The 13,584-nt window shown below is 52.5% G+C and carries 10 protein-coding genes and 2 pseudogenes; 4 read left to right on the forward strand and 8 right to left on the reverse strand.

The features are described from left to right. Positions 1-2 precede the first annotated feature (2 nt). From dnaC to opgB, 3 genes are all read left to right on the forward strand, one after another. Positions 3-740 (forward strand): DNA replication protein DnaC, encoded by a 738-nt coding sequence (gene dnaC / locus J4728_RS18170; RefSeq protein ID WP_000799929.1) that lies wholly within the window; start codon positions 3-5, stop codon positions 738-740. Positions 741-797: 57 nt separating this feature from the next. Further along, on the forward strand, positions 798-1,259 hold the full coding sequence (locus J4728_RS18175) for a DUF2501 domain-containing protein (protein ID WP_001090314.1): 462 nt from the start codon (positions 798-800) through the stop codon (positions 1,257-1,259). Positions 1,260-1,541: 282 nt separating this feature from the next. Continuing rightward, on the forward strand, positions 1,542-3,833 hold the full coding sequence (gene opgB / locus J4728_RS18180) for a phosphatidylglycerol--membrane-oligosaccharide glycerophosphotransferase (RefSeq protein ID WP_208212180.1): 2,292 nt from the start codon (positions 1,542-1,544) through the stop codon (positions 3,831-3,833). A gap of 133 nt (positions 3,834-3,966) precedes the next feature. Here the strand turns inward: opgB and J4728_RS18185 are convergent, their stop codons facing one another. The 7 genes and pseudogenes from J4728_RS18185 to J4728_RS18215 form a co-directional block, all read right to left on the reverse strand. Beyond that, a complete protein-coding gene (locus J4728_RS18185) occupies positions 3,967-4,977 on the reverse strand; it encodes an SIS domain-containing protein (protein ID WP_208212182.1) in 1,011 nt (336 codons plus the stop codon). Positions 4,978-4,994: 17 nt separating this feature from the next. Continuing rightward, positions 4,995-6,056: an SIS domain-containing protein gene (locus tag J4728_RS18190; RefSeq protein WP_208212183.1), complete on the reverse strand. Its 1,062-nt coding sequence runs from the start codon at positions 6,054-6,056 to the stop codon at positions 4,995-4,997. A 12-nt stretch (positions 6,057-6,068) separates the two neighbouring features. Next, on the reverse strand, positions 6,069-6,917 hold the full coding sequence (locus J4728_RS18195; RefSeq protein ID WP_000178065.1) for a PTS system mannose/fructose/sorbose family transporter subunit IID: 849 nt from the start codon (positions 6,915-6,917) through the stop codon (positions 6,069-6,071). Continuing rightward, complete coding sequence (locus tag J4728_RS18200; RefSeq protein WP_000228863.1) at positions 6,895-7,674, reverse strand: PTS mannose/fructose/sorbose/N-acetylgalactosamine transporter subunit IIC; 780 nt, start codon at positions 7,672-7,674, stop codon at positions 6,895-6,897. The genes J4728_RS18195 and J4728_RS18200 overlap by 23 nt, the downstream gene beginning before the upstream one ends. A 25-nt stretch (positions 7,675-7,699) precedes the next feature. Next, entirely contained in the window at positions 7,700-8,161 is a 462-nt protein-coding gene (locus tag J4728_RS18205) for a PTS sugar transporter subunit IIB (RefSeq protein ID WP_000634729.1), read from the reverse strand. A gap of 14 nt (positions 8,162-8,175) precedes the next feature. Beyond that, positions 8,176-8,598, reverse strand: a complete 423-nt coding sequence (locus J4728_RS18210) for a PTS sugar transporter subunit IIA (RefSeq protein ID WP_023205824.1) — start codon at positions 8,596-8,598, stop codon at positions 8,176-8,178. A gap of 101 nt (positions 8,599-8,699) precedes the next feature. Continuing rightward, positions 8,700-11,465 (reverse strand): annotated as a pseudogene (locus J4728_RS18215) (sigma 54-interacting transcriptional regulator). A gap of 136 nt (positions 11,466-11,601) precedes the next feature. Between J4728_RS18215 and J4728_RS24005 the strand changes: the two are divergent. Continuing rightward, positions 11,602-11,676, forward strand: a pseudogene (locus J4728_RS24005) (GNAT family N-acetyltransferase); the annotation flags it as partial. 111 nt (positions 11,677-11,787) lie between these two features. On the opposite strand, the gene tsr reads toward J4728_RS24005, so the two are convergent. Continuing rightward, complete coding sequence (gene tsr / locus J4728_RS18220; protein WP_000919519.1) at positions 11,788-13,449, reverse strand: methyl-accepting chemotaxis protein; 1,662 nt, start codon at positions 13,447-13,449, stop codon at positions 11,788-11,790. Positions 13,450-13,584 lie beyond the last annotated feature (135 nt).

Genomic DNA, 13,584 nt, shown 5'->3' on the forward strand with positions numbered 1-13,584 from the left:
CGATGAAAAATGTTGGCGACCTGATGCAGCGTCTACAAAAAATGATGCCTGCGCATATTACGCCGGCGTTTAAAACGGGCGAAGAACTGCTGGCCTGGCAGAAAGAGCAGGGCGAGCTCCGGGCGGCAGCGCTGGCGCGGGAAAACCGGGCGATGAAAATGCAGCGCACCTTTAACCGTTCCGGCATTCGACCGCTGCATCAGAACTGCTCGTTTGATAACTATCGGGTTGAGTGCGACGGACAAATGAACGCGTTAAGCAAAGCCCGACAGTACGTTGATGAGTTTGACGGCAATATCGCCAGCTTTGTCTTTTCCGGCAAGCCGGGAACCGGTAAAAACCATCTCGCCGCGGCTATTTGTAACGAGCTGCTGCTGCGCGGAAAGTCGGTACTGATTATCACCGTAGCGGATATTATGTCAGCGATGAAAGACACGTTCAGCAATCGGGAAACCAGCGAAGAGCAGTTGCTTAACGATCTGAGTAACGTTGATCTGTTGGTGATCGACGAGATCGGCGTGCAGACCGAATCTCGCTATGAAAAAGTGATCATCAATCAAATTGTCGATCGTCGTTCCTCGTCAAAACGCCCCACCGGCATGTTGACGAACAGCAATATGGAAGAGATGACGAAAATGCTTGGCGAACGCGTCATGGACCGTATGCGTCTCGGCAACAGTTTATGGGTTAATTTTACCTGGGACAGTTACCGCAGCCGGGTGACGGGTAAAGAGTATTAAATTGCAACGTGCGCCAGGGCGATACGACGCCTGACTGGCATAACACAGGTGATTACCATGAATACAGCGAAACATGTTCTGTGCTGCGCGGCGATCGCCAGCGTACTGATTTCCACCAGCGGTATTGCCGCCAGTCAGTTAAGCGCTCAGGGCGCGAACGCACAACAGGGCGGGATGTCGCTTTCTGCGCTAACCGGTCTGCTCAGCAGAGGTGCCCAGTCGCTCAGCGCCGATAATATGAATAATGCCGCCGGTATTTTGCAGTACTGCGCCAAACAGAAACTGGCGTCCGCTACCAACGTGGAAAACGTTAAAAATCAGATTCTGAACAAGTTGGGGTTGGATACCACACAGCAGGAGCAGGACACTAACTACCTGAACGGCCTGCAAGGGTTGCTCAAGACGAAGGACGGCCAGCAGTTGAACCTCAATAATATCGGCAGTACGCCGCTGGCGGAAAAGGTGAAAACCAAAGCTTGCGATCTGGTGTTGCAGCAAGGGCTGAATTTCCTCTCCTGACTGCGTTTTTCTGACCGTGCGCCACGCCGGGACGCCCTGATAAAAGCCGTGTTTTGGCCCTTTACCCGCCAACACGGCATTAACCCGATTTTTCTCTTCGTCTTTTCCTGTTATTAACCGCTATGGCAGGAAGTGATGCCGATCAAAAAACCAACTTTCTAAACTCATTCTAAATAACAGCGCCGTGTAAAGTTATTAGAATTGCAGCAATGTGACATCGCTATTACATTGTTAGAAATTTTTTCCTGCCAGCGATAAGCTTGGTTTATTGAGGATCGTCAGTTGTCCGAGTTGCTCTCTGTCGCTCTGTTTCTCGCCTCTGTGCTGATATATGCCTGGAAGGCGGGCCGTAACACCTGGTGGTTTGCCGCCACTCTCACGGTGCTGGGACTTTTTGTCATTCTGAATATTACCCTGTATGCCAGCGACTATTTTACCGGCGACGGGATCAACGACGCAGTGCTTTATACGCTCACGAATAGTCTGACGGGAGCGGGAGTCGGCAAATATATTCTGCCGGGAATCGGCATTGCCCTGGCATTAGTGGCGGTATTCGGCGCGCTGGGATGGGTACTACGCCGCCGCCGTCACCATCCTCATCATGTCGGTTACAGCCTGCTGGCGTTACTGCTGGCGTTGGGTTCGGTCGACGCCAGCCCGGCGTTTCGCCAGATTACCGAACTGGTAAAATCACAAATGCGCGATGGCGATCCGGATTTTGCCGTTTATTATAAAGAACCAGCAAAAACCATTCCTAATCCGAAGCTCAATCTGGTCTATATCTACGGCGAGAGCCTGGAACGGACCTATTTTGATAATGACGCGTTCCCCAATCTCACGCCAGAGTTGGGCGCGCTGAAAAATGAGGGGCTGGATTTCAGCCATACCATGCAACTGCCGGGAACGGATTACACCATCGCCGGGATGGTGGCTTCCCAGTGTGGTATTCCGCTGTTTGCGCCGTTTGAGGGCAATGCCTCAGCGTCGGTTTCCAGCTTCTTCCCGCAGAATATCTGCCTCGGCGATATTCTGAAAAACTCCGGCTACCAGAACTATTTCGTGCAGGGCGCTAACCTGCGTTTTGCCGGGAAAGACGTGTTCCTGAAATCACACGGATTTGATCATCTGTACGGCGCTGAAGAGCTAAAAACGGTGGTGGCGGACCCGTCTTATCGTAACGACTGGGGCTTCTACGACGATACGGTGCTCGATGAGGCATGGAAGAAATTTGAAGCGCTTTCCCGCTCAGGCCAGCGGTTTTCGCTGTTTACGCTGACCGTAGATACTCACCACCCGGACGGGTTTATCTCACGCACCTGCAACCGCAAACGCTACGATTACGACGGCAAGCCCAACCAGTCCTTTAGCGCCGTAAGTTGCAGCCAGGAAAACATCGCCGAGTTTATCAACAAAATCAAAGCGTCACCGTGGTTTAAAGATACCGTTATCGTCGTCTCTTCCGACCATCTGGCGATGAACAATACGGCCTGGAAATACCTGAATAAGCAAGATCGCAACAATCTGTTTTTCATTCTGCGCGGCGATAAACCACAGCAGGAGACGCTGGCGGTCAAACGCAACACGATGGACAACGGCGCAACGGTGCTGGATATTCTCGGCGGCGATAATTTTATCGGTCTGGGACGTAGCAGCCTTTCCGGGCAGTCGCTGTCGGAAGTGTTCCTGAATGTAAAAGAGAAAGTGCTGGCGATGAAGCCGGATATCATTCGCCTGTGGAATTTCCCGAAAGAGATAAAAGATTTTACCGTCGATCGGGACAAAAACATGATCGCGTTTTCCGGGAGCCACTTCCGCCTGCCGTTACTACTGCGCGTATCGGATAAGCGCGTCGAGCCGTTACCGGAAAGTGAATACTCCGCTCCGCTGCGGTTCCAGTTGGCCGACTTCGCCCCGCGCGATAATTTCGTTTGGATCGATCGCTGCTACAAAATGGCGCAGCTATGGGCGCCGGCGCTGGCGCTCTCCACCGACTGGTGCGTCTCGCAGGGGCAGCTTGGCGGGCAGCAAACCGTACAGCATGTCGATAAAGCGCAGTGGCAGGGTAAGACGGCGTTTAAAGACACGATGATCGATATGGAGCGCTACAAAGGCAACGTCGATACCTTAAAGATTGTCGATAACGATATTCGTTATAAAGCCGATAGCTTTATCTTTAATGTCGCGGGCGCGCCGGAGGAGGTGAAGCAGTTTAGCGGCATTTCCCGGCCGGAGTCCTGGGGGCGCTGGTCAAATGCGCAGTTGGGCGATGAGGTTAAAATCGAATATAAAGCGCCGCTGCCGAAAAAGTTTGATCTGGTGATCACCGCCAAAGCCTTCGGCGATAACGCAGAGCGCCCGATCCCGGTACGCGTCGGCAACGAAGAACAGACGCTGGTGCTGGGTCACGATGTGTCCACTATCACGCTGCATTTCAACAACCCGACGGATGCGAATACCCTAGTCATTGCGCCGCCCGCTCCCGTCTCCACCAACGAAGGTAATATTTTGGGCCATTCGCCGCGCAAATTGGGGATTGGCATGGTGGAGATCAAAGTGGTGAATGTTGAAAGTTAAAAGAGAATGTCATATATGCCGGGTGGCGGCTGCGCCTTACCCGGCCTACACATCATCTTTATCAATAAACTGGCGCACAGGCCTGATAAGCGAAGCGCCATCAGGCACTGTATATATTACACGCCCCTTTCTGTTAATAATCGAACTGACGGTAGTAACGACGAATATCCAGACTGTGGCCGGTATACTTCTCAAAGTGCGCCGCCAGCCGATCAACTAACAATGTAGAAACAACACACGGCGCCATGATCCAGCGGAACTCATCATCAATGCCGTCCAGCGCATACGCTTTCGGATCAATCACCACCAGGTTATCGGTAATCTTACTGGCGAAGCGTTCCACACGCTCGTCCAGCTCGCGGCATTTACCCTCGCCTTTGACCAGAAATAACGGCACCTCTTTTTCCAGCAGCTCCAGAGCGCCGTGGAAAAATTCCGCAGAGCTGACGGGGCGCGTGCGCTTCCACTGCATCTCTTCCAGGATACACATGGAGAACAGATAGACCTCGCCCCACATCTCCGCGCCGCCGACCCACATCATATAATCGCTGTTATGATAACGGCTGGCGATAGCATCGGCCTGCGGATCAAATTTGTGTTTCGCTTTCAACAGATTCGCTGGCAGAATTTCCAGTTGGCTGGCGAAGCGATCGTAACTGGCGAATTCGTTATTGCGCGACAGCACGCGGAAAAACAGCCAGTACAGCAGCATATATTCATATTCCACGCCATTTTTGTGACGCATCGGAATATGCCATGTCGCCGCCTGCGCCAGCGGAGAGTCCGCATTTTTGGTAATAGCGACTACGCGTATTCCCTGCGCTTTACACCACTCGGCGATCGCCACCGATTCTTTGGTATCGCCGGATTTAGACAGCGTAATAACCACAGAGTCTTTATTCAGCCGCTTATTTCCTTTATGAATTAATTCTGCCGCCTGCTCAACATAAACCGGCAACGTTGTTAATTCTTTGGCAAATTCATTAATTGCCATCATTGGCGCCAGTGAACCGCCAACAGAGGCGAAAAATAAAGAACTGAACCCGGCCTGATAAATCTCGTCAGCAACCTGTTCTGCCTTCTGGCGCGCAGCGATGATCTCACGAGCACTCGTCAGGTACTCGTCCTGATTAAAACCCAACATATTTTTCTCCTGATTGTTCAGATTTTACTTTTTAAAACGCGATCGAAATCGTCAAAAATGCGTACCGAAAGGTCGATGCCTTTCAGTGAGGCGATATGAAACGCCATGAGTTGTACCGGCACAATCAACAGCAATGGCGAGAAATGGTGATCAACCGCTACATCCAGCGCAAGCGTCTGGCCATCCTGCGCCGCCTTCGCCAGCGTGAGAGTAAAGGTTTTGGCGACCGCAGGCGTCATATACTCCCGTAGCGCCCTGGAGCGCGCGTCGGGCCGGTCCTCAAAGAAGAACATCACGTGTTCCGCATTGGCTTCCAGATACGGGCCGTGCATATAGGCTTCCAGCTCAAACCCGCTTGATGGAACACGTACCGTCTCGGTAAATTTAGTTTCCAACTCTTTTGCCACCCCAACCAGCGCGCCGTAGCCTGTCGCCACAAAACGCGTCCCGTTTCGTAAAACGGCCTGGTGCTGGTGAATAAACGCTTCCGTACGCACGATAACCAACGGCAGGGTTGCCGCGATGCGTTGAAGCTGCGCCACATACTCCTCGACCTGCGATTCCGTCAGTCGCTGCTGCTGACGGGCAATTAACAACGCGATAAGCAACAGATTCAGTACCGTCGCGCTAAATCCACGGGTAACAAAGCCGACGGACTCAATCCCGGTCAGAATATCCAGTGGAAAATCACTGGCCTTGCCAAGAGGGCTTTGCGGATCGGCGGTCAGAGCGAATACCGGACGTCCCTGCGCCTGAACTTTACGCATCGCCTCCAGGGTAGAAGCGCTTTTCCCGCTCTGGGAAATAGCAATAACCATATCGGCTTGCGGATCGCTATTCTCATACTGGCTAAAGGTGTACGGCTCTTTAATATCAATAGAGATACCGCAGCGCTCAAAGAAATAACGGGCGCAAAAGGCGGCATTCAACGACGATCCGGTGGCTAATATCAGGATTCGCCGTAACGTTTTTTGGCTGGCGAACCGCGATACTTCTTCCAGCGACTGGCGATGGCGGCGAATAATATTCGCCAGGACGTCAGACTCTTCGTTAATATAGGTCAGCATGGTTGGTGACATTGTGTATCCCTCTTAAAATAACCCTATCCAGGAACCGAAAATTCCCACCAGCGCAATACCGCCAATGATGGTTAACGGTTTCACTTTTTTCCCTAACAGCCAGTACACAATGGCGAAGCTAATTAACGGCAGCAGACAAGGCATGATGTCGTTAATAATGTCCTGAACATGGGTTTTCGCTTCTCCCGTACCAAACGTAATGGGAATGGTGATATCAATCATGGAGGCCGTCATCGCGCCAACCACCATCAGACCGATAATCGAGGCGCCATAGGTTAGGCTTTCCATCATTCCGCTTTGCTGAATACGTTGCAGTACGCCGGTTCCCAGCACATAGCCCCAGCGGGTAAAGAACCAGCGGGCCAGAATATGCGGTACGTTAAACACCAGCAGAAATAAAATCGGCCCCAGAATATTGCCTTTCAGCGCCAGACTGGTACCGATGCCAGTGGCGATAAGACGCAATGTTCCCCAGAAAAAAGAGTCGCCAATACCCGCCAGCGGCCCCATTAACGACGCTTTGACGTTATCGATAGAACTGGCGTCCATCTCTTTCTGCTGGCTATTTTTCTCCTCCATCGCCACGGTAATACCGAGGATCAACGTCACAATGTGCGGCGTGGTATTAAAGAAAGCCAGATGGCGTTTGAGCGCTTCGGCAAGATCTTCTTTTCGGCTATACAGTTTCTTTAATACCGGAATGAGCGTATAGACGAACGCCAGGTTCATTTGTCGTTCATAGTTCCAGGAAAACTCCATCTGGAATGACCGCCAGAAGACGCGGCGTAAATCACGCGCGGTGACCAGACCAGTGGTTTCCGCCTGCTGGCGGTCTTTATCAGAAATCATCTTCATCGTCATGAGACGCTCCTTGCGCAGGTGCCGGTTGCGAGGCCGCAAATTTCGGCATATTGACCATCACGACGGCGACGATCGCGCCGAGAATCGCAATACCCGTCACCGGAATTTTTAAATACGCCATTAAAACAAAACCGAGGAAAAAATAGGGGGCGACCTTTTTATTAATTAATAAGCGCGCCAGCATGGCAAAACCCAGCGCGGGAATAATACCGGTGGCAACGCTTAATCCATGTTTAATAAATTCTGGAATGGCATCCAGAAAACCTTTAACCATATTCACGCCCGCTAAATAAGAGACCGTGACGATAATCCCCAGCGTCAGCGACAGCCCAATGCCGGAGATTAAATGCATACGCTCAATGCCCCGGGTATCCCCCATCTCAGCGTAAGCATCGGCTTTATGACAGAGCAACGGAATAAACATTCCGTTATAGATATTTTTCACAATTAACGCCAGTGTCGCGATAGGCAAACCTAATAACAGCGCGGTTTCCGCCCCAGCGCCGGAATTAATCGCAAAGGCCACACCTAAAATACCGCCAGTGACCACATCCGGCGGCAGCGACGCGCCCACCGAAAAGGAACCGATAAACGCCAACTCCAGCGTCGCGCCCATCACAATTCCGGTTTCCATGTCGCCCAGCACCAGTCCGGTTAAAAGTCCGGTCACGATAGGTCTGGAAATCAGCGACGTCCCTAATGCATATTCAGACTGGGCGATAAACGCCACCAGTCCAAGTAAAAGCGCCTCTACCATAATATGTCCTCAGGAGGGTATCCGCTCAGGCAAAAAGTTGTTTACGATCGTTAGGCACCAGCCGAATTTCTATCTCTACTCCGCCAGCCGCCAGCTCCCGAAGTTGAGTCATTTCATCCGCTAACAGATTGATGGCTTTAGCAATATTCTGGCTCCCTTCACGTACCTTCGTGCCGCCTAAATTAATGCTTTTAATGTCGGGTAATTCGCGCGCCAGCCGGTACGCATCCGCCACGGATTCAACAACAATAAAAAGTTTATATTTATCGGTAACGCCGCTTTTTATCGCTTCAATTGAATCGGCAATATTTTTAATAACCAGCTTCACCGCGGGCGGCTTCGCCATTTTAATGGTGGTTTTACGCAGGTCATCATTAGGTACGCTGTCGTTGGCAATTAAAATACAGTCTGCGCCAACGTACTGCGTCCAGGAAAAGGCGACCTGCCCATGTAATAAACGATGATCCACCCGTAAGAAAACAATCATGACGCTTCCTCCCCTTAAAAATCTTTATCGCTTTGCATGGCGCTGGTGATAGTTTGATTGCAGTACTGAATATTTTCTTTTGAATCCGCTAACGCCGTCATTATGGTATGCGTGGTATTGCCATCGTTTTCCGACATAAAGAGATCGATAACCAGCGGCAGGTTAATCCCTGCCAGCAGATGAAAATTTTCCCGTGATAAATAACGGACAAATTCATTATTCACGCTGCCGGCAAAAATATCGGTCAGCGCAATAATTTCATCTTCCGGCGGGATCTGGGCAATTAGCGTATCTACCTGCTGGCTTAAATCCACGCTCTCTTCAACGTAAGCGCACAGCGTCCAGACATTTGACCGTTTGCCTAAAATCAGCTCCACGGAGTTTAAAACTCCGCTGGCCAGCGTGCCGTGGCTGGCGAAAATATAATGTCTCTTCATCCTGACCTCTAAAACACATTCCACTGTGATAAAAGAGAGCAAGCGGCGTGCCAGAAAAAGTGGCGCGCCGAAAAAAGATGCGGGTTAACAGAGGGAAATCGTTAAAACTGTTGATCTTGCTCGATAAGTTCTGTTTCGAAGGTCAGGATATTATGGATATAGCCAAGCTCGGCGGTGGGGATTTTGACACTGTAGTTACTCTCAATGACACTAAACGCTTCCCGTAGCCGATTCAGTTCCTGTTCCGGACACTGTTGTCCACTATAAGCAGTAATGCCCGCATGGCGGATCAGACGCTCAATCAGGCAACTAATATGCACATAGAGCGCCACCTTTCTTTCATTCGAGACGGTAACGCCCGCCAGATGCTCATAGCGCAGCAGAAACTGCTCAACGTGGTTGATGACTTTGCTGGTGTCGAGGATGGTGACGGATTCGCTCACTCGTCGGAGCGAGAAGTTTTTCAGCAGCAGGTTGTTGATCTCCGCCACCTGCTCCGGCGTGGTCAGCGAACCAAACAGCCGCATCAGGTAGTGGTTCCCCTCGCCGGAGATCAGCGAGTCGAGCGAAATCCACGGCACGCTGGCGATGTGCGGGTCCAGCGTGCCAACTATCGCCAGTACGTCGTAGCGCATAAATACCGGCTCCTGGGTTTTATTGCTCGCCAGCATCGCATAATCGCAGGCGACGACGTCAATCTCCAGCGCCTGCGGAATACTGGCGCTCAGTAATGCGCAAAGATTCGTCGCCACCCCGATACCGGTCGCGCAGGTGGTCAATATGGCGCGCGGTTTGTTGCTTTTCGGCCAGTAGAGCTGATACTCGACCGGCACATCCCGGGCGATATCGCGGGCGATCTCTTCAATAAAATGCCCCTGTAAAATACGCTCCCCTACATACAGGGCCATGCTGGTCGAGACGTTGTTGATAATCGTCACCGGCGTGGAAAGCGCGCGATCAAAATGACGATGAATGGCCTTGAGCGATCCCATATCCACCAGAATCATCAGGCCGGAGGCGAGCGGATGCTCTTCCAGATAGCGCATCACCTGCTGCGCTATCGCCTCCGGCGTGACGTCCAGCGGCATATCGAACGATTCAAAAATCGTATTTTTCAGTAACCGGTTGGCGACGTTGGCGATACTGCTGGCGGTGGCATAGCCATGCGCCAGAATCACCGCATGCGTCACCTATTTTTGGTTGTTAGCCCCCTGTTTATGCAGCCAAAGCGCCAGCAGCAGCATATCAATGCGTCTCGGCTCCAGATCCAGCTTCTGGCCCAGCGTCTCCAGAATTTGTAAACAGAAGCTGTACAGCAGCGGATATTTCTGGGCGAGGAAGGCGTCCAGTTGGCGGATCTGCTCGCTGTTGAGACGAGAAGGCGCCAGTGCGGTACGATGGATTAAATAGTGGCTAAGCGCGTAAATACAGTTGCCGTTAAGCTGCATATTGAAGCGCTTCTCCAGACGATAAAACTCTTCCCGCACCTGGCTTGTAATTAACAGCAACCGCTGTGAGTGCACATTATCGTCGCCGGTAAAAATCAGGCGATCGAAGAGGGTCTCAATTTCATCGCCCATTCTTTTTTGTACCGTCTCCCACCCCTCTTTCCCGCTACGTACCAGCTCGTACAGCGCCAGCACATGACACTGCGTATCATGGATCATGCCCTGCATCTCGTCGCGGGCGCGCAGCAGCCAGGTAAGGTTCGTGTCGGGCGAGATGCTCACCGGCGTGTCGTCCGCCAGCGGTTCATTCAGTGACGGCAATGCCGACAGCATGGCATCCGGCAGATCGTGCAGCGACACGGTAACGGTTTCCTGCCCAGGCTTTTTCGCCCATGCCGTCGCCACCGCATACTTCACCACATTTTTCAGCTCGCCGACGTTGCCGCGATAAACATATTGATTGAGGATCTGCAACAAACGCGGTTTGAGGATAAGCGTGGCCGAAAGTTTTTTCGCCTCCGTCCAGAAAAACAGTAAGATCAGCGCCTCTTTTTCCTGGCGGCTACGGTGCTGGAGATCCGGCAGGTTGACCTGAATCGGGATGCGTCGCAAAAATGTCGTCAGAAAGGTACTGTGTATCTCTTCGGTCGTCGCAAATACCAGACGTACCGAAACCGGATGCCCCTGCGCGGTGTCGCCTACCCGATAAATTTCACCACGATCGAGCCAGGTAAAGAGCTTCTCCTGCCCTTCGGCGCTCAGCCGGTGGACTTCATCCAGAAATAACATGCCGCCGTCAGCCGCCTCGAACGCGCCCGGTCTGTCGCTCTGCGCGCCGGTAAACGCGCCCTTCACATAGCCAAAAAGATTCGCCGCCAGCAGTTCGGGATTGCTCGCATACTGGGCGCAATTAAAACTGATAAATGGCGCATCCGGCGACAGAAGCGCCTGGGCGATGGCATATTCGTGCATGAGCTGCGCCAGATAACTTTTCCCGGTGCCGCTTTCGCCGGTCATCAGTAGCGGCAGTCCGCCGTCGGGATAAAACAGCGCGGTTTTCAGTTGCTCAATCGGGCGCTTCAGGCTTTCGTTATGGCCAATCAACAGGGAAAAGTGATCGTCCGGCGCGCACTCCTGTTCCCCGTGCGCTAACAGCTCCGCGACGCTGGCGTATTCATTACGCGAAAGGGTAAAAAACTGTTGGCTAAATGCCTGCTTATGCAGGAAATAGACGGGACGGGTATTGATTTTGCAGAGCACGCCCTGCGCCACCAGTTGGTTCAGATAATGGCTGGCGGTATTGCGCTGCATATTAAAACGCTGCGCCAGATAGCGCGCGGTAAACACCTCACTGACATTTTCCGGATCAAAAAAATCCGTTTGGTTCATCAGGAAAGCAAGCAGGGCATCTTTGCGCATCGTATCCTCTCACGATTATCACATCAGCAATTATGATGCCGCGAAACAAGGCTATCCTGCCGTGCGTTCTCTCGCTTTATTCATTTTTTGTGGATCACCGCACACCTTCACTCAACGTTGGATTAGCGCGCGATATCAGAAAAGAGAGGAGGAAGCGGCGCACGGCCTCGCGTATGAATCACGCTGCGCCATGCGCCTGATGCTGGTTTAAAATCGGCCTGCGCGGACTGCCAGGCCTGGTAAGCGCTACGCCATCAGGCAAAAGTGTGAACATCTCATCCGGCCTACGGTCATCTGTAGGCCGACTGTTCACCATACGCCCTTAAAATGTTTCCCAATTATCGCTGCCGTCGGCCACTGCGGCCTTTGGTGACGACACGGCTGCCGGGGTTTTTACCGCAGCCACTTCACGCGCACGCTGCTGTTGCTGGTGAATACGGAACACCGCGACGGCCTGGGTCAGACGGCTGGCTTGCTCTTCCAGCGCCGCAGCCGCGGCGGCGGACTCTTCCACCAGCGAGGCGTTCTGCTGCGTTACGCGATCCATCTCCGCTACCGCCAGGCCCACCTGGTCGATACCACGGCTTTGCTCGTCGGACGCCGAGGCAATCTCGCCCATGATATCGGTCACGCGGGTCACTGCATTGACGATCTCATCCATGGTTTCACCGGCGCTTTCGACCAGCGTCGAACCTACATCAACACGGCTCACGGAATCCTCAATCAGACTCTTGATCTCCCGTGCCGCCTGCGCGCTACGCTGGGCCAGATTACGGACTTCACCGGCCACCACTGCGAACCCGCGTCCCTGCTCGCCTGCGCGCGCCGCTTCTACCGCCGCATTCAGCGCCAGAATATTGGTCTGGAAAGCAATACCGTCGATTACGCTGATAATATCGGCGATTTTCTGCGAACTGGAGGCGATATCGCGCATTGTTTGTACGACGTTATCCACCACTTTGCCGCCTTTTTGCGCTGTCTCTGACGCACTCAGCGCCAGGTGACTGGCCTGACGGGCGTTTTCGGCGTTCTGTTTCACGGTGGCGGTCAGTTGTTCCATACTGGCGGCGGTCTCTTCCAGAGACGCTGCCTGCTGCTCAGTACGGGAAGAGAGATCGTTGTTGCCCATCGCAATCTCGCTGGCGCCGCTATAGATCGCATTCGCGCCGTTACGTACATCGCCAACGGTACGCATCAGTTCACTTTGCATATGACGCAGGTTTTCAGCCAACTGCCCCATTTCGTTGGAGCCTTCCACGTCGATACGCTTCACCAGATCGCCGCTGGCGATATGACGAATGCTTTCAATCAGACGATTCATCGGGGCGATAAGCGACAGTTTGATGCCGAACCAGACGGCGATAATGACCACCAGAACGGCAATCAGCACACTGACCAGTACCCACATCGCCTGGTTGTAGGAACTGTTGTTATCCTCAACAGCAATATCGTACAGACGATCGTTTTGCTGCATATAGGCCATGTACTGCTTCTCAAAAGCGTCCTGATAGCTTTGAGTCGGTTGATCAAAAAACTCGTTAATCTTACCCGCGCCAAGAAGCTGAATAAGCTCCGCCAACGCACCGTGGTAGATATCATAGGTTCGTTTGATCTCAAGGAAAGCCGCTTCACTCTGACGTGGATCGCGCGGTAACGCCTCATACTGCTCCCAGTTTTTTTCGGTCAGCTTCAGCGTATTGGTCGCCCCCTGCATCAGTTCAGCGACAGTTGCGCCGCTGCCAATATTGCTCTGGTCCATCATCCAGCGGATACCCGCGCGATTCAGGGTATTACGCGTTTGCAACAGCTCCACCCAGGTTGCATTCAGGGCAGACTGCTGCTGACGAATGGTTTGCAATACGGTGAAGTTTTCTTTGTCATTCTTCAGCGAGTTGAAGAACAGCCCGCCGGATGTCAGTTGTAAAAGGCCAAATAGCGCCAATACCAGCAGTAAGCTGGTAACAATTTTAATTCGCTTTAACATGTTTTCTCTTTCCGCTAGACAGATACAGAATTTTCGGCCTGGAAAGGGAAAACTTTATGGGATGCGCGCCATTAATATCACGATTAGCTCAGTGAAGTCGTTATGACGCCCCGCGCAACAAGGATCATCCCATTT

Origin of the sequence: Salmonella sp. 32070601201500089SM, assembly GCF_017573605.1 — a bacterium.
GTDB classification, from domain to species: domain Bacteria; phylum Pseudomonadota; class Gammaproteobacteria; order Enterobacterales; family Enterobacteriaceae; genus Salmonella; species Salmonella enterica.